Origin of the sequence: Paenibacillus sp. FSL W8-0439, from assembly GCF_038008995.1 — a bacterium.
Lineage (GTDB): Bacteria > Bacillota > Bacilli > Paenibacillales > Paenibacillaceae > Paenibacillus > Paenibacillus polymyxa.
The window spans coordinates 3,026,439-3,051,355 of record NZ_JBBPAK010000001.1; the positions used below are offsets into that span (position 1 = coordinate 3,026,439).

The window sequence follows — 24,917 nt, forward strand, 5'->3', positions numbered from 1 at the left end:
ATCCATGAGTCAGAAGCAGCTCAAGCGAGTTGCTTCTTCAATTTTAGGTACAAGTATTTTAAAGATTATGTTTATCAGGACCAAACACAAGATTCGCCGACTGTTTGGCCTCCTCAATGACATTCATAACCTTTTCGCTATGTTCAAGCATATCCGAGACCTTTTCCAAATCGTTGTCACGGATGATACGGTCGAATTCAACGAATTCGTCATACATACGATGCGAATGATCCTTCAAATCCACACGGATGGGCATTTCCTTATTAGGAGTGTATTCAAAATAATCGCATATATTAGCTGAACTCGCCATGTGTATATAGCCTTTATTGCCTTGAATGTTCACTGCATTGGGTGCCGTACTGTCTTTTGAACCTATGCAAACACACTTAAAATCGCCGTAATCAAGTAGCAGTATGCCTGAAGTGTCAATTCCACGTTCCATGTTCGCCAAATATTCTACCTTCTTAGGGCTCCCGAAAAGGCCAACAACAAAATGAATATTGTATAAATTGATATCCATCAAGGCTCCGCCAGACATTTCTGGATTAAACGCAGGCTGGATTACTCCCGATTTAAAAGCCTCATACCGAGATGAATATTGAGAATAGTTGCATTCAATTATTTTAATCTCACCAAGCTTTGGCAGATACTCCTTCATGGAAAAATAATTTTTCAAATATTGATTCGTAATGGCTTCCACCAATACCAGTTTTCTTTGCTGAGCAATTTCTTTTAGCTCTAGAAATTCATGCAAATTGGGTGTGAACGGCTTCTCACAAATGACATGTTTACCACTCAGTAATGCTTCTTTGGCATATGAATAATGAAGATGATTAGGCAACCCAATATAGACAGTATCAACGTCATTATTCATCAGCATTTTGCTGTAATCCGAATAAATCTGAGAGATTCCATATCTACGTTGCCAATCTAGTAATTTCTCCTCATGGCTAGGTCTAGAACAAATGGCCTTTAATAAAATAGTCGGGATTTCCTGAATAAAGCTCAATAGATCCCCTACAATCATTCCTGCTCCGACAATTCCCAATTTCATTCTAGTTACACTCCTCTATACCCTTCTCAAGTATTTCCATTGAAGTTATTGTTTCTTCATCTGTAATCGCTTTTTCTTTGCCGTGTATGATCGAATGATAGAGATCGTCATATACTCGGGCATAATCTCCTTTTTCAGAAACAACTTTTTCTTCATGGTACTCTCCATCGTCATCCAGGTACGTTAAAATGCCATAATGCTCAGGCTGGTCGATGCCGAAATCGGCGTGTCCCTTAGGCAGATAGTATAATTTAAGATGCTCCTCCTGACGATCCTTTGTCTGCTTTATAAAAACGCCTTTTTTGCCGTATACTACAAAACTCGGCCGCTCTTTTAAACGAAAAAAGCTGGATTTGATGGATACCTTGAGTGAAGAATAATAAAAATCCAGATCAAAATAATCATTCATTCTTCCAGAACCGAGCAATTGGCGCACATCGTAATGGATCGTGTCAGGCTTCCCAAAATAGGAAAGAACCTGGTCAATGGTATGAGCGCCATGTCCATAAAGGTAACTGTTATATTTGGAAAAATGAGAGGTGGAGTTTGGGGTTTCAGGGCGATAATAATCGAAATGCATTTCCACCTCCAGCAAATCACCGAGTTTTCCTGATTCAATAACCTTCTTTGTAGTGAGGAAATCCGAATCGTAACGTCTATTCTGATAGCACTGTATAATCAGATTTTTCTCCTTGGCATATTGGAAGATGGACACAGCTTCTTCTTTCGTTAACATAAAGGGTTTCTCGACAAGTACATTTTTTCCGTGGTCGAGTGCCATTTTCGCATAAGTGTAGTGAGATTCTACAGGTGTACAGACAACAATCAACTGAATTTCCTTATCGTTCATTAGAGAATCAAGATGATCCGTATACTGAACGCCTGGGGCTTTCTCCCACTCCCCTTTATCTGGATTACGCGCGTAGATCGTCTTTACGTTCAAATGATCTCTGGTCAATGAAAAAGGAAGATGATACCGATTGGTACTTTTGCCATTCCCAATATAACCGATAGTAAGCATATTAATTCCCCCTAGGCTCTTTTTCATTTATTATAGTAGAAGAACGTCGATCGTAAAGAATTTGCCATCAAAATGGTACATTTAACCGAATATTTGTAAGCATGGCGGCTTGTTTTTAAACAAAATGTTTATTTGGTATCTTTTGTAAAACGTTAGTTCAATTGAACCGGGGGGAACCTGTTGAAAATACTGATGCAATTATCTGAAATGCAAAACTTTACACCAAACGAAAAAAGCATTGCTTCATATATTTTGGTCCACAAGGAAGCGATTCTGCACTTAAATATTCAGGAGCTTGCCAAAGCTACGTATACTTCGCATTCCGCCATTAATCGATTAATTCACAAACTTGGGCTATCCGGCTTCAAGGAGTTTATCATAAAACTCGCTCGGGAATTTCAGCAAGATACCCAGAATATTTCCAATGTGGACCCTAACTATCCATTCGGCTTTGATGAAACCCCACTTCAAGTGGCGAAAGAAATTGCGGAATTAATGAAGGAAACGATTGAAAAAAGCTTTACATTCATGGATGATAGCATGCTGTCACAAACGGCTCAGTTGCTGGATCAAGCGAACAGGATCTTTATATATGCGTTAGGCGATTCACAAATCCGAGCGAAAAGTTTTCAGAATAAATTAGTAAAAATCAACAAGTATGTGGTTATAGCCACGGAGCTATCTGAATGGGCTTACCATACGGCTAATCTAACTTCAGAAGATTGCGCTATTTTCTTAACTTACCACGGTAAGTCACCGATTTTTTTAAAAGCGGCACGACATTTTACGCGTGAGAATATCCCTTTTATCACCATTACAGCTACCAATCAAAGTGAGTTGGCCAAACGAAGTAGTATATGTATCCAGGTGCCTAATGACGAAGTAAAGCATGCTAAGATTGGTACATTTTCGTCGCAAATTGCCTTTGACTATGTGTTAAACGTGATTTACTCCTGTATCTATAAAATTGACTACTTGAAAAATATGCAAACCCTAACACAATCGTTGGAGAATTCGCATCTCAATGACATGATGAATGACGTGTAGAGGGATTAGCTTCTCTCTAACTGCAAAATAAGTGGCAACTTATAAGTATATATGGTTGTTTTTCGGCAAATAAGGTCTAGTTAGTATTATGCTAACTAGACCTTTGTTTTTTTATTGCTTGCTAAGAATCTGCCATACTGGCGGCTTCTTATGCTTTTCAACTATTGTCCACATTAAAGGTCAATTTTCATCAATAGCGTTTCGAATATCGTAATCATCGATGTTAATATCCAAAGCCATCCCAAGTGCTAATCTTGCCAGTTGATCTCCAATGAAGGGACCCATGGTCAGCCCGGATGCTCCAAGCCCATTGGCAGCGATAAGGCCGTTCCAGCCAGGGACAGCTCCAAGCACCGGTAGAAAACCGGGGGTAAACGGACGAAAACCGACTCTTACCTCCTGAAAAGTGCTGTTTACTAAATCAGGTGCTAATTCTAAACCTTTATTTAGGATTTCCTGCATCCCGCCTGCTGTTACTCTTGTATCGTAGCCTTCGATTTCATTCTCGTGAGTTGCCCCAATTACGATCTTCTGTTGATCAAACGCCAACAAGTATTGATCAGTAGGCGGCATGATTACAGGCCAGGTGCCGGTATCTTGTTTGACAGGAACCTGCAAGTGCATAATCTGTGCCTTTTGAAAACTAACCTTAAAGCGAATGCCCAACGGCAGCATCAGTTGATTGGCCCATGCACCTGCACAAACAATAACTTCGTCAGATGAGAAACTATTTGCACCGACCGCTACTCCGGTTACATGGTCGGAATCGTATTGAAGCACAGCATCCCCATGGATAAGGGTTGCCCCATTTCTTTGTGCTGATCGGATCAACGCATCACGCAGCGCACGACCATCTATACGAGCGGCACCGCTAATATGAACAGAATGATAGCGATCTACTAACAAAGGAAAACGTTCATGAGTTTCCTTTTGATTTAGTTGCGTAATTTCGCCGATTTCTGGTGCATCTGTATGTCGTAAGTGCGCCCGTTCCTGCATTTTTTTAATTTTCTCCGAATCATCATGAATACTGAGAGCCCCGACTTGAGCATAGCCAGTTTCTGTTTCTCCCTCGCTTTTGAGTTCTTCAATCAACCCAGGGTAAAAACGTGCGCCCGCTTTGGCTAGCTGGTACCAAGCCTGATTGCGTCGCTGTGATAGCCAGGGACAGATAATGCCAGCAGCTGCATCTGTCGCCTGTCCTTTATCTTTGCGGTCTACAAGAATGACATCAGCGCCCATTTTTGCTAACTGGTATGCTGTCGATGCCCCCAGAATTCCTGCTCCGATTACGATAACCTTCTTCATGAATACATCCCTTTCCTAAATCACTGTATCCATTATAGCGAATACTGCATGAATGCATAAAGTTTGAAACATTAATATTTCAATCCTTATAAAGTTCTTAGAATTGATCTGTAAAGTAGTTGTCAGAACGAATGAAAAGGATGAACTGATATGGATAACATTATTTTACAGACTAAAAATCTCTGCAAAACCTTCAGACGACAACAGGCGGTGAACAACGTCACATTGTCTATTCAGGAGAATTCCGTGTATGGTCTGCTCGGCCCGAATGGGGCAGGAAAATCAACTACCTTAAAAATGTTAACCGGTATGCTACGCCCCACGGCCGGTGAGATTTTATTTCAAGGAAAACCCTGGTCCCGAAAAGATCTGGCTCAGATCGGTGCACTGATCGAAGCTCCTCCCCTCTATGAGAATTTGACAGCTAGAGAGAACCTGAAGGTTCGCACAACGTTGCTTGGACTACCTGACTCGCGGATTGATGAAGTGCTGAACATTGTTGATTTGACCCATACCGGGAAAAAGCGCTCGGGCCAGTTCTCGATGGGCATGAAACAGCGGCTAGGCATTGCGATTGCTCTCCTCAATCATCCCAAGCTATTGATCTTAGATGAGCCAACCAACGGACTAGACCCCATTGGTATTCAGGAGCAACGCGAGTTGATTCACTCCTTCCCGAAGCAAGGAATTACCGTAATTCTTTCCAGTCATATCCTATCCGAAGTCGAACAAATCGTTGACCATGTTGGGATCATTGCTGGCGGCGTATTAGCTTATCAAGAGGCGGTCACTTCAGGACAAAACCTGGAATCGTTGTTCATGCAGATTGCACAGGAATACCGAAAGGAAGGTGAGTAGCATGCAGAAAAACATAGCAGCCGAACATTTAAAATTAAAGCGCACCTTCACGAAAAAGCTAGTCTGGCTGGCTCCCATTGTTACTCTTCTTCTATGTACCGGGCTCATGGGAGGACATATGTTCCAAAGCGCCAGCTACAACTGGTGGTATATCATGCTGCTGCCAGGTGCTCTCACCTTAATGTGCTCAGGAGTCATCCAAAAGGATGGCAAGAAGCTGAAATACCGTGCTATCCTCGGCATGTCTGTGGATTTGGCCCAGGTATGGTACGGGAAAATCGGGGTTTGCGTAAGGCTCTTAATGGTTTCATCTATTATCCTATTTGTAGGAATAACTCTTGGCGGATTCGTATTCTCATCTTCCGTGACACTAGCAGGAAGCGTCGCTGCAACTCTGATACTTTTTGTTACCTTTTTGTGGCAAATTCCACTTTGCCTGTTCTTAACGGACCGAATAGGCATGTTTGCCACCCTAATCATCAACATGCTGGGCAATGTAGCCTGCACCATCTTGTTCGCAACGTCTTCTATATGGTGGGCGGTACCCTATGCTATTCCAGCGCGATTGATGTGCGCCGTTATTCAAGTGCTGCCTAATGGGCTCGCTGTTCCTTCAGAAGATCCACTTTTGGATAGAGGCGTAATTGTACCCGGCCTAGTGATCACAGTTGGTCTATTCATGATTCTGTCCGTCCTGACGGCCATGTCTTTCCGCAAGCGGGAGGCTAAGTAAGATGATATCCTTCTTCCGCAATCTGAAATCTGATGTGCTTAAACTTAGAAGGCAGCCCTTATTGCTGGTGCTGCTGCTTGTGCCACTCCTAGGCATAGCAATCTTTCTAGCCTATTATTCCTTTACTCCATACTCACCAATTTCGAAGGTAGACGGCTATTTGCAAGTCCTGGCTGTGGCTCTTCCTACCATGATTGGTATTGTATGCTCCATTGCTGTTGAGCAGGAGTCAGTCGCTGGAAATTTCCAACACCTCTTGACCTCGCCGGTGAAGCTGCTACCTTTTTTGAGCAAGCTTAGCCTGCTTCTGTGCTTGGGATTTGGTAGTGTGCTGCTTGCCTCAGGCGGCTTTGGGGCTGGTTATATATATCTGATGAAAGAGTCCCCGTATGGCTTGATGTTTTATGTGTTGGCTGCCTGCATTCTGTTTATGTCCAGTGTATTCCTTTATATTCTGCATTTTTTCATTAGCTTGAGATTCGGCAAAGGAGCTTCTATCGGTCTGGGCATCATGGAGAGTCTATTGTCTGCTTTGCTCCTTACAGGGCTGGGTGATCATAATTGGATATTCATCCCCCCTGCTTGGGCGGCCCGGTTCATCACGATCTGGGTACAATACGGCGTAAGCTCAGCAGATTCTATCCCTGAAACTATACAGCTTGATTGGGGAATCAGGTATTGCGTAGTAGGGACCTTCGTCATCATGGTATTATTAGGGTTATGGATTTGTCGTTGGGAAGGACAAAACTCATCGGAGTAAAGATTAGAGTAAAGAAAGCAAAGGGAAGTGAATTAAGCATGGCAAACTTGTTGGCCGTTGATGATGAACCTGCCGTTTTGGCACTCCTTCAAAATATTTTGCAAAAAGATGGCCATGTTGTCACGGTGGTCTCCGCCTCCCCACAGGTTCTCACCATGCAGCTTGGAGCCTTTGACCTCATCCTGCTTGACGTAATGATGCCAAGCATAGACGGATTCACCCTCTGTCGGGAAATTCGCAGCAAGGTGGACTGTCCGATACTGTTCCTCACAGCAAAATCCATGGAGAACGATGTGATGTTGGGCCTTGGGGAAGGGGCTGACGATTATATTGTCAAGCCGTTTGGGGCTGGAGAGCTGCGCGCTCGAATCAACGCCCATCTCAGACGGGAGCATCGTGAACGACGAAATGTATTCTGCATCGGGGAAGTTCATTTCAATCTGTCTGGTAAGGAAATCACCGTTCAGAATATTGTAATCCCGTTTACCAAAAGTGAATATGAAATATGTAAGTTTTTAGCTCTAAATTGGGGCCAGGTGTTCTCTAAAGAGCAGATTTATGAAGCCGTCTTTGGGTTTGATGGGGACAGCGATTCCGCTACCATCGTGGAGCATATCAAAAATATCCGGGCCAAGCTTGGCAAAGTAGAGGTTTCGCCAGTGGAGACAGTTTGGGGGATCGGGTACCGATGGAAGTAGCCAAAGTACAGCAAGCACGCAAGACAACCAAACTGCGAACCATTTTCCTGGGTTATTTAGTTATGTTCTGTATCGGGACGATTGCGCTCGCGCTGTTCCTGGTCCTCATCTTCTATGTCCTGATGTCTTGTGGAACCATTCTTCCCGCGAACTATGCTGAGAATCAAGTACGGGAGGATAAGGCATTCATTGAAGCTGGCAAAACCCTACAGCCAGATTCTCGGCAGAAACTATATAGATATGCGTTATTCACTTCGGAAGGCCGCCACATTGAGGGAAATCTTCCTGAAAAGCAGGCTCAAGCCGCTTGGAGTGTTACGCAGCAGAGCAATACTGCCTATCAATTTCCCTATAACTATGTAAAAGTTTCACATAATAATAAAGTTACTGTGATGCGCTACTCTGTCTCGGCACAGTTTGAACATCCTATTCTACGTCAATATCTGCCGAACGCGGAATTGTCCTTTTTTGCCGTGTTTTGTATCGCCTTCCTGGGGGGAGGAGCCCTACTCGCTTCCTCCTTCGGACGAAAGCTGACGCGCAAAATGAGTGGATTGCAGCAGGCTACAAAGCAAATTCAGGCACAGGATCTGGACTTCTCAATTCAGCTCAGTGGTGTGATGGAGATCGATCAGGTGCTCCATTCCATGGATAAAATGAAAGAAACGTTAAAGACTTCGCTTCAGAAGCAATGGAATCTCGAAAAATCACGCCGCGAGCAAATATCCGCGCTTGCACACGATGTTAAAACACCGCTCACTATCGTTCGCGGAAACGTAGAGCTGCTGTCCGAAACCGATCAATCGGAAGAGCAAAAGAACTATACCGATTATATAGCGGAGAGCACCAGGCAAATGGAACAGTATATCAAAACTCTTATTGAAATTTCAAAAGCAGAAACAGTAGCCACCCTACAGGCGGAAATGATAAATACGGACTACTATTTAACGAAGGTGAAAGATCAGGTAAAGGCCTTGGCTGCTGTCAAAAAAACATCCGTCGCATTTGCTGCATACAACCTCCCTAAGACGTTGTATGTAGACCCCGTTCTGCTTGAGCGAGCCATCATGAATGTTGCTTCTAATGCGGTAGATCAAGCACCAGAAAATAGCGAAATCCGGCTGACTGTAGAGTCTGTGGAAGAATGTATTCGATTCAGCATCGTAGACGAAGGCCCGGGCTTCTCTCCTGAAGGCCTCAAACAAGCAGCAGAGCAATTTTATATGGGTGATTCGTCCAGAAGATTAAGTGGACATTACGGTATGGGCCTATATATAACAAAATCCATTGTGAACCTACATGGCGGACAGTTGATCATCGCCAACTCTACCCAGACAGGCGGCGGACAAGTAAGCATTGAGATACCATCGGTGCATTGATGACCTAATGTTAAAACCACCAAAATAAGTAGTAGCTATTAGGTTGGATCGATTTCCTAAGTTCCCCCCTCTTCCTCGTTTGTTATTGAAACGATATAAAACGCTACTGACATACGAAGGTCAGTAGCGTTTTATCATTTTGCCATCGGAATGAAAACACTCCTGGCACAGGCTATGGCGATTATTATAAGGTACGTGGTTATTGGATTACTGTATGTGTTGCTAAACGAATGTTGCTTTTTTACGGAAAACTGAAAAATAAAGAATGGCAAATCCTATGATCCATATGCCCATAATCCAAAAAATAGAGCTGAACACACTTTGACTTTGTGCTTCTTGATCAAGTACGGATCCTAAAATAGACGTTCCGATAGCCCCCGCCATAAAGCTTCCCATCATATAGATACCCATACCAACTCCGGTTTGCTTACCGCTTAATGTTCGAGAAATGGTGTTTGCCATTGTAATCTGAGCGAACGTTAACCCAGTATTCGCTAGAATTAAAATGATCGCAATAACTGCTGGGGCCGCCTCTGTAAAAATACCTAATATAAGATATGCTATCACTTGGAATAGCAAAGCCAACGAGAATACAAAGCGGTTGCCCTTTGCATCCGCGATTTTCCCACCTACCAGCCCAAGCAATGCAGCAATCAAAGCACCGGGAAACATTACGAGCCCTATGTTTATAGAGGACAAGTGATGTAATGAACTCAGCACCTGCGGTATCAAATACGGAACACATAAATTAAGGGTAAGAACCATACAAGCGATAATCAACCCTATCGTATATCTTGTATTTTTAAAGAGTGTCGGTTCAATAAAGGGTTCACCTGTTTTGTTAATACGAATAATGAACAATACGAATATGAGGATCGTAGTCGCGAAATAGCTCCAACTGTGACCAGTAATGGAGAGCAGCAGCAGCGTAATGGAAGCGGCAAGCAAAATACCTCCTATGAGATCAGCTTTTCCTTTTGAAGGTGCTTCATTGATTAAATACCTTCTGAAAAGAGGAATGGTAACAATTATTAAAAATGAGATTAAAAATAGGTAACGCCAGCTTGCGAATCCAATAACAAAACCAGCAATAATTGGGCCTATTGCCGTCCCTAAAGCCATTCCGGCAGAAGTAATCCCCAAAGCCTTGCCACGATTTACGATTGATATATAGCGAATCGGGATCAACATGGATGAGGCCGGAACAACAGACGCCCCAATGGATTGGAATATTCTGCTCACAATAACCATCCAATAATTAGAAGAAAAAAAGCCGACTATAGATCCTAGCGCAAAGCAACATAATCCAAAGGTAATTAGGTTTTTCAACCTAAACATGTCCGCCAATTTTCCGTAAGCCACTGATCCAATAGCATAAATAATAATATATGCTGTTACAACCCAGCTTACTTGGGAAGAGGATAATTGAAATTCTTCGCGTAGTGAAGGTAGCGCGACATTAAACATGGTGGAATTCATCACTGAAATCACCATTGCAAATGCGAGTATCCAGATAATAGCATAGGACTCAGATTGTTTGGTGCGATTGTTAACTGACACTGCGTCCTCCCTACTTACGATCGAGCGGAGATTTAGCCACCACGTTCAGATCAAGTTCGTCGATAATAGCCATTACACGATCCATACGGAGCGGGCCTGGTTCTGTTGGAAAGGTGTATGTTTCGTGCGGTTCACCCAATGCCCGGAAGAAAGGTTCGAACAATCCAGACACCAACATACCTACGACTTTCGTATAATGAGAGTCCAGTCTATACGAATGAAGTGTTCCTGCAGGTACATGAAGAAAATCTCCAGGGAATAGTTTTACTTCTTCTCCGTTTGCCCACATCGTCATTTGTCCCTGCACACAGAAGAAAGTTTCCGTATGGTGGTTATGAAAATGTTCAACAATGGGGTCTCCTTTCGGGCCATCAGAAGCTACAAAAATGTATTCCCCGTTCGTATTTTCTTGAGTAGCTAGAATCCTGTGAAGCTGGTCTCCAGTGAGCAACCGGTCTCCCTCTCCATTTTCCAGAACATAAGGAGCTACGCTTCTTGGATTATGGCTTTCTTCAGGCGAGTTATACTCCCCCCATTGAACAGCATCTTGAAGGAATACAATGTCTGCTCTATTGGAAGCTTCCGTCAATTGATTCTCAGAATACGAATTCATCGCTGTGGTTGGATGTTCAAAGTAAGGATACGGCTCTCCTAAAAGCTCATATATTGCCGTGAGATTACCTTTAATCGAATAGGAAGCAAAGCGATTTCGATGCCCAGCCATTCGATACGCATGTGCGATTCCAGGAGGGATATGAACATAGTCTCCGGCAGTCAACAAATAGTTCACTCCATCGAGCATAAATTCGATTTTACCTTCCATTACATAGATAGATTCAAAAGCATCTTTATGTTTGTGTAGCGGAAAGGTCTCTCCTTTCCCACCTGAAATCGTCGTTAATTCGAGTACATCCCCAGTGCTTTTAAAATCGGCAATAACAGTAGCTAGCTGTTGACCAAACACATACTTTCTTCCATCCCCGCTACGCAGCAAATATGGCATTTTTTCTTCTGGAAGCTCTGTAGTTAAACTAATACTCATCATGTTATCCTCCTTTGTATTTATATTTAAAATTTTAATAGTTTCGATTTTTCACTTAAATGGTCATGAGCGACAGCTTATGGGCAATTACGACCTGTACCAATTGAATACATCTTAAAAATTGATATAATAAAATTTATGACTAAAAAATGGTGTGCTTTCTACCAACAAAGGAGGGGATCGCATTGGTTAGCGAAGAGGCATATTATCTAGACCATAATTTCACAAATGGGACTCCAATTTCTCTTTGTCCTATTCAAATAGAAGGAAATATTCAAAAACACGCTCATGATTTTTACGAAATATCTTATATCAAGGAAGGTAACGGCACACTAAAATTTTCTACACAAACGTTGCCCGTCTCCAAGGGAGATATTATTTTTATCCCTTATGGAAAAGAACATCTCTTTGTTCAGAGTAATACAACAGATCATACACCGCTTGAGGTTATGAACTGTCTTTTTGACAAGCAAATACTAACATTGCCCGGAGAGCCTGCTGATAGCCAAATTCAAGAGGATTTCTATCGTTTGGCTCTTCTTTTTCGGGAATGTACTGACTATATTCAAGTTCGTGAAAATGCAAAAGAATTTGCTAAAATAATGTACACTATTGAAATGGAGCAAAAATGTAAATCCACCGGATTTAGATATAAACTTTATTTATACTTAATCGATTTATTAGAACATATCAGCCATGCTATGCAACAAATAGCTCATGTTTCCAAGCCAATCATAACCGATCCCATTCAGTATGCGATTGATGATATAACCAGAAATTATAAAAATCCGTTGTCTGTTGACCAAATTTGCAAGCAATTCTTAATTAGCTCACGGCAATTTCAACGCAAATTTAAACAAGCCAGCGGCATGACCTACACCAAAATGCTGCAGGATATTCGTATTCACGAGAGTTGTAGCTTACTATTAGATACTCATTGGAGCGTTCAAACGATCGCACTTGAAGTCGGTATTCATGATATGAAATATTTCTATCGAATCTTCAAGGAACGATGTGGATTAACCCCTCATGAATTTCGCTTTCATGCCTGTTCGAATATTCAGTAATACGTAGATCTTACGGGCGTCTAAAAGCTCTCTTTTTCGCATGTTCATATACATTTCCTAACAAAAAGAGTTCTAAAGTTTTTACTTTAGAACTCTTTTTTCAGAAGTATTTATTTGGTAATCGTAATTTGTTTGGATGCAGTATTATAGTTTACCTGATAACCCGAAAGCTCGCTGATGACTCGTAATGGAACCAGCGTGTAGCCGTTAACAATAACTGGAGCAGTGATGCTCGTCGAATAATTCCGGGAGTTGTTTAACTCATATACAGCAAGTGTGGAATTCTTGACTTGAAGTACTATTTGTTTGCCGTCTGTAGGACGATTCAGAATGATCTTTTTGGTGCCTTTTTCATAATTTACATCGTAACCCACCCGTTCACTGATAAATCGTAACGGGACCATCGTTACGCCATTTATGATTTTCGGCGCCTGAGCTATCGTTGTAGCCCGACCATCCACATAAGCTGTTTTAGCTCCTGGTGTTAGGGTGAACGACGTTGAATAGGAAGCAACCGCACTGTTCGTGTAATTCGTCGTAGTGCCGGAAGTCGTTGTAGTTGAACTCGTCCCGGACGATGAACTGCCGGTGCCTAATGCCCTATTACGAATAGCCTCCAATCGATCCAGCAGATCGCTTTTACGTGTACCGGTTGGCAGATCACTAATCGCATCTCTGGCAGAACGCCAGTCGGACGCATTTAGACTGTTCTCCGCAATCCGCATCAAATCTCTTGCTTTCTCATAGTTCGATGAACTAGAGGACGAAGAGTAGTAACCATCCGAATTCGTGCGTTCCGATATCTTTACACCACTAGATTCCCTTCCACTACTATTTACGGTTATGACCTTAATCTCATACCAGCGTCCCTCTCGTAAATCCGTAATTTTATAGGATTCTGAGCTTGTAGTTCCCTTATAATCGCCATCAACATATATTTTCACCTTCTCTGCTCTGCTCGGCATGTCATAGGTGATTTTGATCCAGGTGTCGCTTTTGCTATCGACTTCAAGATTGGACACTTCTGACGAATTGGAGGACGTACTGTCCGTTGTGGCAGTCAGTTTCACACCGGAAGACAACGCACCTGTGCTTCGCTTGGATTTTATTGTAAACGTGTATGTCTGGCTTGCCGATAGATTGTTAAATGTATAGGATGATCCTGTTGAATCAGTTACCAGCTGTCCATCCTTATACAGACTGACTGTACTAATTCCGCTAGGTCTTGTCCAGGAAACAGTAACGCTATAGTTATTAACTGATGTCACTGAAGCACCTGTCACTTCAGGCACAATATCGGTAGAGACTGAAGACGTTGTAACGGGAATACTAACTCCCTGAGATAAGTTTCCGGATTTGTCTATCGTTTTGACCGTTACATTGTAGGCTGTAGCAGCATTCAAGACATTAAACGTGTAAGACGTGCCTGTGGTTCTCTGAATTTCTGTACCATTTAAATAGATAATCGCTTGGCTTAAGTCAGTATCCTTAGGCAATATGTAATTGATGGTAAATCCATTATAACCTACATTCGTCGCTGTCAGCCCGCTTACTTCTCCTGGGGGTGTCTTATCTACAGGACCATCAACGGAAGCTGTTTTAGCCTGTATTGTTGTACCGAGAGATTCATTTCCACTCTTATTCACCGTTTTCACGCGAAAGGTATATGTCGTGTTCGGCTGTAAACCGCTCATCATATAAGAGTTACTTCGAATGTTATCTACATATACATCGTTAGTGACATTAACCACTTTTACATGGTCAAAATTGATGTCCGACGGATTGATCCAAGACAAATTTACTTTTGTTGTTTCTGTAGGAACCGCAGTAAGACTGCTTACATCTGCTGGCGCAATATTCGAAGTAACCAGCTGGCTCGACATTACTTTTATCATTTGGTTAAGAGTGGTCTTCTGACCAGTTAACGAAGTCAATTTCGCGCCAGAAGTGAACGGCATTTGGCGCCCTTGAACGGTTGCTAATTTGGTATGTGATTGTGCACTATTCAAACCTGTCAGATTTGAGTTATGCCTTTCAGTCGGCAACGCGCTAGCCACTGCATCGGGTCCCAAAATGCCATATCCCGTATTCAAAATCAGTGTGGCCGTTGCGAACGGAGCCATCCATTGACGCAGACGTTTTTTATTCATATGCTATGCTCTCCTTGATACCAGTATGGAAATTTTATTTGTCAAAACGAATAAGTAAACGCACAAACCCTTCTGCTGCAATCCAGCTTTTAAAATATATACCATAACGTACAGACGTTCATTTAACTGTTATCGGAATTTCCATACCAAATGTTTAGACCTCATTTTTTTCTTACGTTAATCTAAACAACCCGGACGTTGTGACCCGAGTATCAAAGTAAATATTAAGAGTTAGCTGTAAATTTTCGATATATCGTAACTTTCTACCGTTTAATAACATTGCATTATAGGATATATTAAATTTTAAGTAACAGAAAAAGGAGGTCTATTATGTTCAAAAATGCTTTTAAAACGTTTGGTGCCATTGGTAATATTGAAGCGATTTCTTATTTGCTGCTTGTATGTATTGCCATGCCACTTAAATACGCAGCTGGAATGCCGCAAATGGTAAGCTGGGTGGGAATGATCCATGGGGTACTGTTTGTGGCTTATGTGGTTGCCACGTTAGTCATGTTGATATTGCGTAAAATTACGCTGCTGCAAGGGCTTGCAGCCTTGATTGCCTCGCTGTTGCCGTTCGGCCCCTTCATTTTCGATCGTAAGGTGCTTAAGAAAGCCGCAGCCCGCACTAATCATGCCAGCCCGATCAAAGCTACATAAACCTATACCAGGCCTAGGTCAACGCAGCCATGCGGTGTTCTCTTTACCACTTATATAGCAGAATATAAAAAAACAACCGATGGCTGTAAACCACTCGGTTGTTTTTTTATTCATGAATAATAATTATTAGTTCCTGGCATTTTCCAAAAATTCATAATAGCCATCATTTGACGGATCATCCTGGTTATTACGTTTGAGATATCCTGCTATAGCTAGATAAGCAAAAAGTCCGAACATAGCAGCAGAAACAACTATATATACTTTAAAACCGAAAATCATTGAAAAGATGATCATAAAAATACCGATTGTAAGGGAGACGCCTAACTTTGACATTCTTTCATCCCTTTCTGTTATATTTATGTAATCACAACTAATCTCTCGGGTAATTTACACTCATGATATCCATAAAAGGAACTTTATCCGTTTCTCCATTACTCTCTACATGAACCTTGCCTGTTCTCGGGTCCATTTTAACGATTTGTCCGCGGGTTGCTTCTTCGCGTCCCCATACAGTCAATACAACTTCGGATTGCTCTTGTTGTGCTTCTACAAGCTGATTCCCGATTTCCTCAAGTACAAATTCATCCCGAGTAGGCCGTTTGGGTACCTTCGCTTTTGCCACTTGCATCACTCTTCCTTTCGCGCAAAATCAAATTCATTCCATTTTACCATACTTTTCATCATTTGGTGCTGGTAATGTGAGTAAAATTACATCCCAGGATGCACCAAAAAGCCGAGTTCTCAAAAATGAAAACATCGACTCTCTAAAGTCGCTTGTTGGAGCTCATTAGGGGCGCTTGAAAACCGACCAGCTAAGTCATTTGACCAATTGTGGAATGTAATCCACGATGTTATAAATTGGAGCACTGCTCTGTTGCGTAACGGCCAAAATTAATGCACCTTCGAGCATTGAAATGATCAGTACCGCCAGGCTGTGTGCCTTTTCCTCATCCAAGCCCGATTCCTGAAGACGCTCCATATAAATGCGCTGCCAATCTGTAAACGTATTCACACAAGCATGACGTAGCGATTCGCTGATACAGGAAGTTTCCGCAGCAGCCCAGAAGCCAATCGGCATGAAGCTGTCAAAGCCGAGACGGTCTGCCTCCTCAGCTGTATGACGAATAAAATCCTGAATGGCTACTACAGGATTTTCGTTTCCGCTCAGTGCCTGTTTTAATTTTTGCTTAATAAACTCATTCCCTCTTCTTATGCACTCCAAAGCCAACTCTTCTTTACCATGTGGAAAATAATAATAAAGTGATCCCTTCGGCGATCCACTCTCGGCAAGAATCTGATTCAGTCCGGTCGCATGATACCCCTGGTGAAAAAAGAGTCTCGACGCCGTTTGTACGATATTCTCATATGATTCGGGTTTAGCAGCCATATACAGCATCCTTCATTATATAATATTTGAAACTTTTACTTTGACAAAAAAATAATAGCATGTTTATTATATATAGACCGATCGTTATAATTCAATACCCATTAATTTATTGGAGGAACAAAAACAACATGAGTACAATGAGTCAAACAAGTTCGCCCTCTGAACCCAAGACGTTCAAGGTGCTACCTATTATGATTGCCCTGCTCCTTAGTGGCTTTATTGGAATGTTCAGTGAAACGGCACTTAACATTGCGTTGAATGATTTGATGCAGATTTTGCATATTACAACAGCAACAGCCCAATGGCTGACTACCGCTTATCTGCTGACACTTGGTATTTTGGTGCCTGTATCGGGATTGCTGCTTCAAACCTTTACTACAAGACAGCTGTTTGTGGCATCGTTGCTGTTCTCAATAGCTGGTTGTCTCGTTGCAGCGCTTGCCCCTACCTTTTCAGTGTTATTGATCGCACGCATTTTGCAGGCCATTGGTACAGCACTGTTATTGCCGTTAATGTTTAACACCATCTTAATTATCTTCCCTGCTGAAAAAAGAGGCGCGGCTATGGGAATTATCGGATTGGTTATTATGTTTGCACCTGCGGTAGGGCCTACTATTGCAGGGCTGGTGCTACAAAATTTATCTTGGCACTGGATCTTCTGGATCTCTCTTCCGTTCCTGGTACTCTCGCTGATCTGCGGTATTTTGTTTATGCAGAACGTCTCAGAACCGACCAAGCCCAAGATTGATCTTTTATCTATTATCCTATCTTCCATTGGTTTCGGCGGTGTCGTGTTTGGTTTCAGTAAATCCGGAGAAGGTGGCGAAGGCTGGACCAGCTTGGTTGTTTTGCTTCCTGTGATTGTCGGTGTGGTATCGTTGATTTTGTTCTCTGTACGACAGTTGAAAATGAAGGCACCTATGCTGAATTTGCGTGTATTTAAATATCCAATGTTTGTGATCGGCGTTATCATGGTGTTCTTATGTATGATGACGATCCTTTCTACGATGCTGATTCTTCCACTGTTCTTGCAAAAAGGGCTGGCCTTGTCCGCTTTAACAGCAGGTTTGGTGCTTCTGCCCGGTGGGATTATCAACGGTCTCTTGTCGCCTATTATGGGCTCCTTATTCGATAAATTTGGTCCCAAATGGCTTGTGATTCCAGGACTTGTAATCGTGGCTGCTGTGTTGTTTTTCCTGTCAGGCATTACAACGACATCCACGCTCGTACTCATTATTGTGCTGCATAGCTGCTTGATGATCGGCATTTCTATGATTATGATGCCAGCCCAAACTAACGGTCTAAACCAGCTCCCTATGGATCTATACCCAGACGGAACGGCTATTATGAGTACGCTCCAGCAAGTCGCTGGTGCAATCGGTACTGCCGTAGCGGTAAGTATTCTCTCCAAAGGCATGGACAGCTATTTGAGCCAATCCAGCATGCCTCAATCCGTAAATGAAATGGCTAAAGCCATGGTAGTCGGATCTCAGAATTCATTTTTCTTTGCAATGGTCATCAGCGTGATCGGTCTGATCCTTGCGTTTTTCATTCGCAGAGTTCATGTTGAACATGGCACTGCTAAAGCACCCATGCACTAATTAACCATTATTTTTATTCCAAACATAATACCTGAATAAATTTAAAGGCTGCTAACCATCTCATTTATGGTTAAGCAGCCTTTTTTTACGAATCTAGATAGGTATTCATATAATTACATATTTACAAATCCTCCTCATTTGGTTACGATATGACTCACGGAGTAAAGCGTAAAAATTACGATTACTATTAAGGAGGACTCCCTGTTGTTTAAACGTTCATATTTCAAACTATTTATACCCGCGGTAATGGCGGTGATGATGACAGCCTGTGCTTCATCTCCATCAACTACATCCACATCCTCTACGGCACCACAAGATAAGAGTGTCACCTTATTGTTCAACGTGCAAAGCCCTTCTATTGATCCTCATACAGATATTAATTACACAGCCATTCGTGCTGGAGTAAATGAAACACTGATCAAAGTGAATAAGGATCTCAAGCTGGAAGCTTGGCTTGCAGAGAAATGGGATAGTAAGGACGGGCGACACTGGACCTTTAGCATCCGACCAGGCGTGAAATTCCATAGCGGGAAAGCCGTAGATGCCGCAGCTGTCAAAGCCTCTCTGGAAAGAGCGCTAAAGCTCAATCCATCGGTCAAAAATGCACTACATATCCGTGATATTCATGCAGAAGGGCAGACCTTGAGCATTACGACGGACAAGCCCTTCCCGGAATTTGTATCTGAGCTGGTTCATCCGAATACCGCAATTATGGACACCACAGCCACAGGTGACTTCCCATCGGGAACGGGGCCGTTCCAGGTTGCCAGTTTCCGTGCCGGAAGTGAACTGAATCTGGAGCGCAACGAGCACTATTGGAACGGTGAAGTAAAGCTGAAACATGCCAAGTTCATGTTTAACGAAGACGCCAATGCACGTCAGCTTGCATTTCAAGCTAAAACAGCCGATATTGTGTACCGTCCGCCCATTGAAAGTCTGGAACTCTGGAAAGCTGATTCTACCGTTAAAGTTGACTCTCTCCCCAGCCTGCGGACGCACCAACTTATTTACAATATGAACAATCATGATCTGAAAAAAACAGCTGTGCGCAAAGCATTCGATCATCTGATCAACCGGGATGAGATTGCGAGCGGTATCATGTCTGGTCAGGGAACCCCTGCGCAAGGTCCGTTCTTGCCGGACTTTCCTTTTTCACCGGAATATATTACGAAAAAGTTTGATCTGAATGCGGCACGAGAAGGCTTCAAAGAGGCTGGATATACAGTGCAGAACGGCAAAATTACGAATACTGACGGCTCCTCCCTTCATCTTACATTGTTAACCTACCAGTCGAGAGCAGAGCTTCCACTCATTTCGCAGCTGATTCAGGCTAACGCTAAGGAGCTTGGCATTACGATTGATATCCGTCAGGTTGATAATATTGATGAATATCTGGCCGCTCATCAGGATTGGGATTTGGCGACTTACAGTAACATTACAGCCCCGCGCGGCGATGCAAGCTACTTCCTGAATGCGGCCTATATGCCGGAGGGAGCATTGAATTACGGTCGTGTGCATATACCAGAACTCGAGCGTATGATTACACAACTGAACACAACTGTGAATGAGGAGCAGCGCAACAAGCTGGCGCTGAAGGCTGTCACGCTGATTGACCAAGAAAATCTGCAATCCTTTCTAGTTCATCCAAACAACGTAGTGGCCTATCGTAATTACGTACATAACTGGGTAACCAGCCAAAGTGAATACTATCTGCTGACCCAGGACTTGGATGTGAACTAGCATGTTTCAATCCATTGCCAAAAAGTTTCTGACGTTTATGTTGTTTTTTCTTATTCTTTCCTTTGTGAGCTTCTGTCTGCTTAAGCTTGTTCCGGGCGATCCCGTTCGGAGCATTCTTCGAGTAGATGATGTAGCTGTATCCAATCAGCAAATTGCAGATATGCGTAGCCAATTGGGGCTGGATCAGCCATTGCCTGTGCAATATGGTAAGTGGCTGGTTCAGTTGCTCCAGTTGGATTTTGGACAATCTTATTTAACCCATCGTCCAGTCTTGACAGAGTTTATAGAAAAGCTGCCTTATACACTCCTCCTGACTGGAGGCTCCCTGTTCATTATGCTGCTGATAGCTCTCCCGTTGGGCACATTGTCTGCGCTGTACCGTAACCGCTGGATTGACAGTGCCAGTCGTGTGTTTGCCTTAATTGGCTCCTCGATTCCTAGCTTTTGGTTAGGTCTTTTGTTTATCGAATGGTTTGCGGTTAAATTGCGTATTTTGCCGTCCATGGGAGATGGAACTATTTTCCATTTGCTCCTCCCTTCTCTTACCCTCGGATTGGCAATGGCGGCTGTTTATGTACGAATGATTCGCGCAAGTCTGATTGAAAGCTCGGGGCAGGATTTTATCAAAGCAGCGCAAGCGCGTGGAATCAGTCCGGTTCGCATTTTTTTCAGACACATGTTCCGTCACAGCTTAGTTCCACTTATTACGGTATTCAGCGAGAGCATTGGCAGCCTATTGGGAGGTACGGTGGTGATCGAAGTGCTATTCGCCTATCCGGGGCTTGGCAAATGGATTGTGGATGCAATTGCCGCGAGAGACTACCCCATTATACAGGGCTATACAATCTTTATGGCCGTATTCATTATATGTCTCAATATCTTGGTAGAGCTATCCTACCGTTGGGTCAATCCTGAAATTGCTTTGAAGGAGAAACGTTTATCATGATAAAATCCGTACATGCGGAAAACAGGCAGTTCACCAGGGCACGATTGTCCAAAGCATGGATCGGATCACTTTCCATCCTGTTTATTCTTACAGCCATTACAGTCATACCCTTCTTAGCTCCGCAAGATCCGTATCATATCCAAATGGGAAGTCGACTTCAACCAATCAGCGCAATGCACTGGCTGGGAACCGATCATTTGGGTAGAGATGTGCTGTCGAGAGTCATAGCAGGACTACGGACGACAGTCGGAACCAGTTTGTTGATTTTGATCGTTTCACTGGTTGTCGGGGTTCCCCTCGGTCTGCTGTCAGGATTTATTGGAGGCTGGGTGGATCGTGTATTTCAACGTGTAGTCGATGCCTTCATGACTTTGCCTGATTATATTTTTGCCATTGTGCTAAGCGGCCTGCTTGGACCAGGCTTAGGGAATCTTATATTTGCGGTGTCTGCAGTAAAATGGGTTGGTTATGCCCGCCTGGTGCGCAGTACCGTTCTGGCTGAAAAGCAAAAGGATTACATTTCGCTATCGATACTTGCGGGTACCTCCTCCCTGCGAATTGTCATGCGGCATATTCTGCCCCATGCCATTGGGAATGTACTGGTACTGACTACGCTGGATATCGGCAAAATCATCTTAATGATCGCCTCTCTATCTTTTTTGGGCTTAGGTCCTCAGCCGCCCATTCCCGAATGGGGAACGATGTTGAATGAAGGGCGTGCATATTTTCAAATGGCACCCCATTTAATGCTGGGTCCCGGCATAGCTGTCGTACTCACCGTGCTACTGGCGAACGTGTTTGGAGACAAGCTACGCGACCGATATGATGTTAGAACCCGGTCAGAGGAGTGAACTATACATGCTGACTATTGAAGGCTTAACGATTCGGACAAAAGCAAAAACGATTGTAGAACAACTGGAACTTGCCATTCATCCGGGTGAATGGTGTGCTCTGGCAGGCGAAAGCGGCAGCGGTAAAAGCATGACTGCGTTCGCTATTGGCGGTCTGCTCCCCGCTTCTGTTAGCGCTGAAGGAATCATCATGTGGAATGACGAGAATTTGCTTGCCCTACCTGTTAAACAAAGACGTTCCTTGCTTGGCAGTGAAATATCTTACATTTTTCAAGATTATCACGGGGCTTTTACACCTTTTTTACGTGTAGGCAGCCAACTCGACGAGCTGATGTGTGCTCACGGCAAGCAAGACCGTAAAGCGCGTAAACAGCGTTGTATCGAGGTGCTTGAGCACGTACAGCTTCCCGCCGAACGTGTGTACCGCAGCTATCCATTCGAGCTCAGTGGCGGTCAATTGCAGCGAGCGGCTATTGCAGCTGCACTGCTTCTAAAACCAAAGTTGCTTATTGCCGACGAGCCCACAACTGCGCTGGATACGCTCACTGCACACCGAGTCCTCCAGCTCATTGATCAAATCCGGATGGAAACGGGAATTTCCGTCTTGTGGATCACTCACGATCTACGGCATGTACGGAAGTATGCGGATCGAATTGCAGTAATGCGTACAGGTGTTTTGGTTGAAGCTGGCCAAACGCAAGCGGTGCTAGACCATCCAGTCCATCCCTATACGCGTCGCTTGCTGGCGGCTATTCCGCCGCTGTCTCCAGGCGCTCCTTCGCGTTTGCCATGCAATAGCACTGATGAACAGCTTGCACCGGGAAGGAGCATATTACATGAATAATCAAGCCGCCTGCGCTCAGTGGCAAGACAGCTCTAATCCTGTTGTTACCGTCTCCGGTTTGACGAAGGCTTACACTGGGGGCAAAACTGTGCTGCACGATGTTACTCTGTCGGTCTTGCCCGGAGAATGTCTGGGTGTTGTCGGAGAAAGCGGCAGTGGGAAAAGCACACTCGCTCGCTGTATTTTGACATTGGACCCGTTTGATCAAGGTGAGCTTAGATTGGGCGGACAGTCCATTCGAGGATTAAAGCGAAGTGAATTAAAACGGATTCGCAGCAGACTGGGGGCGGTATTTCAACATCCATCCGCAGCTTTGAACCCCAGACTAACCATTCTGCAATCACTGCTGGAGCCATTGGATCAGCTCAAGTGCTATGTTCCTTCCTTTATGGCGGGTTTGCCCTCCGGACGTCGGAATATAGCAGAACAACTGTTAGGTATGGTAAAGCTTCCGGCCAGCTATCTGGATAAGTTCCCACATCAGCTCAGTGGTGGGGAAAAGCAGCGTGTAACCATTGCACGTGCCATTAGCACAGAACCGGATTTTATCGTATTGGACGAGCCGACTGCAAGTTTGGATGTGACCACACAAGCCACGGTTTTGAATCTGCTTAAGGATTTGCAGGATGAGTTTGGACTGGCTTATCTGTTTATCTCGCATGATCTGGCGGCTGTGCACTTTATGAGTGATCGAATCATGGTTATGAAAGATGGCCGTGTGCTTGAACATTTTTCCAAGGAATCATTATTTCATTCGGATCGGCATCCCTATACACAATCGTTACTGGAGGTTTTTTCAACATGCTGCCTTCCCACCGAGCCTATCTTGCTTTAGCAATCCCTTTAATTATTTCGACGATTACAACCCCGCTACTCGGTGCGGTGGATACAGCAGTAATCGGTCATTTAGGCCACTCTGCCTATTTAGGCGGCGTGGCAGTCGGTACTCTTATTTTCAATACTTTATATTGGCTGTTTGGCTTTCTGCGAGTCAGTACGTCAGCTTTCACAGCACAAGCCGCAGGGGCACAAAATAACGATCAAGGCATTGCTGCTCTCATGCGCCCACTTGCCATAGCTCTACTCATTAGTGCAGTATTTATTGTATTGCAAAAGCCCATTCTGCTAGCTTCTCTCCAGCTCATCCATCCAGCTCAGGATGTGGCAGAGCAAGCAGCAATTTATTTTAACATCCGTATTTGGGGAGCACCCCTTACATTAGTGAACTATGTGCTGCTCGGATGGCTGATGGGATTGTCCCGCGTGAAGGCTACACTATTTTTACAAATATCCATGAATGTGATTAATATGCTATTAGCTATTGTATTTACACAGATCATGCATTGGAATGTCGCTGGGGTTGCAAGCGCTACTCTGATTGCAGAAGCTCTTGCATGTGTATTGGGTCTTGTACTGGTGTTCCGTTCACCGATTTGGAGAGAATGGAAGCGCAGCGGACAGAGGAATTGGCGAGAATGGTTCGGTGCCTCAGAGTTAAAAAGTGTCATGGCGACGAACCTTGATCTCATGATTCGTACTGCCTGCCTGTTGACGATGTTTAATCTGTTTACGGCGCGCAGTGCGAGCTTTGGAACCGATCAGTTGGCGGCAAATGCTATTTTGTTGCAGATCCATTACATTATGGCTTACTTTTTTGACGGGTTCGCCAACGCCAGTAGCATCATGACGGGTCAGGCTCGTGGTGCCGGGGATCGTAAAATGCTGCAGAGAGTTATTCATTTATCCTGGTTCTGGACACTGGTTACCAGTGTAGTGACAGGAGGATTGTATCTTGCACTGAAAGAGCCGCTGATCTCGCTATTTACAGGGAATACTACAGTGATTAGCCTGACAGCTCCTTACAATGGGTGGCTGGTGGTCTTTCCCCTAGCAGCCGGGCTGGGACTGGTATTCTACGGTGTGTTTACAGGGATGACGGTAACGTATCCGATCCGTAATTCGATGCTGATTTCACTGGTCTGCTTTTTGATTGCTCTCTTCTGGTGCGTTCCTCATTATGGGAATCATGGACTTTGGTTATCCTTTATCATCTTTGCCCTGGGACGGTCACTGTTTCTGGTGGTTTACTTACCTCGGTTGAAGAGAATTTAGTAGCCCCTGCTTTACATGACTCTCAAAAACAAAGGATGTCTCCTCCACCATATATGTGGTGTGGGGACATCCTTTTATTATTTATTCATACGGCTTTCA

At 43.7% G+C, this 24,917-nt stretch carries 24 protein-coding genes; 15 read left to right on the forward strand and 9 right to left on the reverse strand.

Annotated elements, in window-relative coordinates; translation table 11 throughout:
- Positions 1–58: 58 nt before the first annotated feature.
- Positions 59–1,054 (reverse strand): Gfo/Idh/MocA family protein, encoded by a 996-nt coding sequence (locus tag MKX36_RS12805; RefSeq protein ID WP_340864831.1) that lies wholly within the window; start codon positions 1,052–1,054, stop codon positions 59–61.
- Position 1,055: 1 nt separating this feature from the next.
- Entirely contained in the window at positions 1,056–2,075 is a 1,020-nt protein-coding gene (locus MKX36_RS12810) for a Gfo/Idh/MocA family oxidoreductase (protein ID WP_340864832.1), read from the reverse strand.
- A 180-nt stretch (positions 2,076–2,255) separates the two neighbouring features.
- On the opposite strand from MKX36_RS12810, the gene MKX36_RS12815 reads away from it, so the two are divergent.
- Positions 2,256–3,122, forward strand: coding sequence for a MurR/RpiR family transcriptional regulator (locus tag MKX36_RS12815; RefSeq protein WP_340864833.1), 867 nt, complete (start codon positions 2,256–2,258; stop codon positions 3,120–3,122).
- Positions 3,123–3,302: 180 nt separating this feature from the next.
- On the opposite strand, the gene MKX36_RS12820 is transcribed toward MKX36_RS12815, so the two are convergent.
- On the reverse strand, positions 3,303–4,430 hold the full coding sequence (locus MKX36_RS12820) for an NAD(P)/FAD-dependent oxidoreductase (RefSeq protein WP_340864834.1): 1,128 nt from the start codon (positions 4,428–4,430) through the stop codon (positions 3,303–3,305).
- 150 nt (positions 4,431–4,580) lie between these two features.
- On the opposite strand from MKX36_RS12820, the gene MKX36_RS12825 reads away from it, so the two are divergent.
- Genes MKX36_RS12825 through MKX36_RS12845 form a run of 5 tightly spaced genes read left to right on the forward strand, consistent with a single transcriptional unit; the run spans position 4,581 to position 8,858 of the window.
- Complete coding sequence (locus tag MKX36_RS12825; RefSeq protein WP_045244542.1) at positions 4,581–5,288, forward strand: lantibiotic protection ABC transporter ATP-binding protein; 708 nt, start codon at positions 4,581–4,583, stop codon at positions 5,286–5,288.
- Between the two features lies 1 nt (position 5,289).
- Positions 5,290–6,021: a lantibiotic immunity ABC transporter MutE/EpiE family permease subunit gene (locus tag MKX36_RS12830; protein ID WP_045244541.1), complete on the forward strand. Its 732-nt coding sequence runs from the start codon at positions 5,290–5,292 to the stop codon at positions 6,019–6,021.
- Between the two features lies 1 nt (position 6,022).
- Positions 6,023–6,781, forward strand: coding sequence for a lantibiotic immunity ABC transporter MutG family permease subunit (locus tag MKX36_RS12835; RefSeq protein ID WP_045244540.1), 759 nt, complete (start codon positions 6,023–6,025; stop codon positions 6,779–6,781).
- A gap of 38 nt (positions 6,782–6,819) precedes the next feature.
- On the forward strand, positions 6,820–7,479 hold the full coding sequence (locus MKX36_RS12840) for a response regulator transcription factor (RefSeq protein WP_045244539.1): 660 nt from the start codon (positions 6,820–6,822) through the stop codon (positions 7,477–7,479).
- On the forward strand, positions 7,470–8,858 hold the full coding sequence (locus tag MKX36_RS12845) for a HAMP domain-containing sensor histidine kinase (RefSeq protein ID WP_045244538.1): 1,389 nt from the start codon (positions 7,470–7,472) through the stop codon (positions 8,856–8,858). The genes MKX36_RS12840 and MKX36_RS12845 overlap by 10 nt, the downstream gene beginning before the upstream one ends.
- 222 nt (positions 8,859–9,080) lie before the next feature.
- Here MKX36_RS12845 and MKX36_RS12850 read toward each other — a convergent pair whose 3' ends face one another.
- Complete coding sequence (locus MKX36_RS12850; RefSeq protein ID WP_340864835.1) at positions 9,081–10,418, reverse strand: MFS transporter; 1,338 nt, start codon at positions 10,416–10,418, stop codon at positions 9,081–9,083.
- 10 nt (positions 10,419–10,428) lie between these two features.
- Positions 10,429–11,460, reverse strand: a complete 1,032-nt coding sequence (locus tag MKX36_RS12855) for a quercetin 2,3-dioxygenase (protein ID WP_340864836.1) — start codon at positions 11,458–11,460, stop codon at positions 10,429–10,431.
- Between the two features lie 185 nt (positions 11,461–11,645).
- Between MKX36_RS12855 and MKX36_RS12860 the strand changes: the two genes are divergently transcribed.
- The gene (locus MKX36_RS12860) at positions 11,646–12,527 is read left to right on the forward strand and encodes a helix-turn-helix domain-containing protein (RefSeq protein WP_016820811.1); all 882 of its coding nucleotides are present in this window, start codon (positions 11,646–11,648) and stop codon (positions 12,525–12,527) included.
- Between the two features lie 110 nt (positions 12,528–12,637).
- On the opposite strand, the gene MKX36_RS12865 is transcribed toward MKX36_RS12860, so the two are convergent.
- Positions 12,638–14,677 (reverse strand): fibronectin type III domain-containing protein, encoded by a 2,040-nt coding sequence (locus MKX36_RS12865; RefSeq protein ID WP_103042454.1) that lies wholly within the window; start codon positions 14,675–14,677, stop codon positions 12,638–12,640.
- A 330-nt stretch (positions 14,678–15,007) separates the two neighbouring features.
- On the opposite strand from MKX36_RS12865, the gene MKX36_RS12870 reads away from it, so the two are divergent.
- Positions 15,008–15,337, forward strand: coding sequence for a DUF3817 domain-containing protein (locus MKX36_RS12870; protein WP_016820809.1), 330 nt, complete (start codon positions 15,008–15,010; stop codon positions 15,335–15,337).
- A gap of 126 nt (positions 15,338–15,463) precedes the next feature.
- Here MKX36_RS12870 and MKX36_RS12875 read toward each other — a convergent pair whose 3' ends face one another.
- The 3 genes from MKX36_RS12875 to MKX36_RS12885 form a co-directional block, all read right to left on the reverse strand.
- Positions 15,464–15,670 carry a hypothetical protein gene (locus MKX36_RS12875; protein ID WP_016820808.1) on the reverse strand — a complete coding sequence of 69 codons (207 nt, stop codon included), beginning with the start codon at positions 15,668–15,670 and terminating at the stop codon, positions 15,464–15,466.
- A gap of 37 nt (positions 15,671–15,707) precedes the next feature.
- Positions 15,708–15,959, reverse strand: a complete 252-nt coding sequence (locus tag MKX36_RS12880) for a YolD-like family protein (RefSeq protein WP_025364962.1) — start codon at positions 15,957–15,959, stop codon at positions 15,708–15,710.
- A 195-nt stretch (positions 15,960–16,154) separates the two neighbouring features.
- Positions 16,155–16,724, reverse strand: coding sequence for a TetR/AcrR family transcriptional regulator (locus MKX36_RS12885; protein ID WP_016820806.1), 570 nt, complete (start codon positions 16,722–16,724; stop codon positions 16,155–16,157).
- A 137-nt stretch (positions 16,725–16,861) separates the two neighbouring features.
- On the opposite strand from MKX36_RS12885, the gene MKX36_RS12890 reads away from it, so the two are divergent.
- From MKX36_RS12890 to MKX36_RS12920, 7 genes are all read left to right on the forward strand, one after another.
- Positions 16,862–18,325, forward strand: coding sequence for a DHA2 family efflux MFS transporter permease subunit (locus tag MKX36_RS12890; protein ID WP_177189517.1), 1,464 nt, complete (start codon positions 16,862–16,864; stop codon positions 18,323–18,325).
- A 204-nt stretch (positions 18,326–18,529) separates the two neighbouring features.
- Positions 18,530–20,065 carry a nickel ABC transporter substrate-binding protein gene (gene nikA, locus MKX36_RS12895; RefSeq protein ID WP_340864837.1) on the forward strand — a complete coding sequence of 512 codons (1,536 nt, stop codon included), beginning with the start codon at positions 18,530–18,532 and terminating at the stop codon, positions 20,063–20,065.
- Position 20,066: 1 nt separating this feature from the next.
- Positions 20,067–21,011 carry a nickel ABC transporter permease gene (gene nikB, locus MKX36_RS12900; protein ID WP_151256031.1) on the forward strand — a complete coding sequence of 315 codons (945 nt, stop codon included), beginning with the start codon at positions 20,067–20,069 and terminating at the stop codon, positions 21,009–21,011.
- Positions 21,008–21,862 carry a nickel transporter permease gene (gene nikC, locus MKX36_RS12905; RefSeq protein WP_340864838.1) on the forward strand — a complete coding sequence of 285 codons (855 nt, stop codon included), beginning with the start codon at positions 21,008–21,010 and terminating at the stop codon, positions 21,860–21,862. Before nikB ends, nikC begins: the two co-directional genes overlap by 4 nt.
- A 7-nt stretch (positions 21,863–21,869) precedes the next feature.
- Positions 21,870–22,706 carry an ATP-binding cassette domain-containing protein gene (locus tag MKX36_RS12910; RefSeq protein ID WP_025364968.1) on the forward strand — a complete coding sequence of 279 codons (837 nt, stop codon included), beginning with the start codon at positions 21,870–21,872 and terminating at the stop codon, positions 22,704–22,706.
- Entirely contained in the window at positions 22,699–23,541 is an 843-nt protein-coding gene (locus MKX36_RS12915) for an ABC transporter ATP-binding protein (RefSeq protein WP_025364969.1), read from the forward strand. The genes MKX36_RS12910 and MKX36_RS12915 overlap by 8 nt, the downstream gene beginning before the upstream one ends.
- Positions 23,508–24,818: an MATE family efflux transporter gene (locus MKX36_RS12920; RefSeq protein WP_340864839.1), complete on the forward strand. Its 1,311-nt coding sequence runs from the start codon at positions 23,508–23,510 to the stop codon at positions 24,816–24,818. Before MKX36_RS12915 ends, MKX36_RS12920 begins: the two co-directional genes overlap by 34 nt.
- The last annotated feature ends 99 nt before the right edge of the window (positions 24,819–24,917 follow it).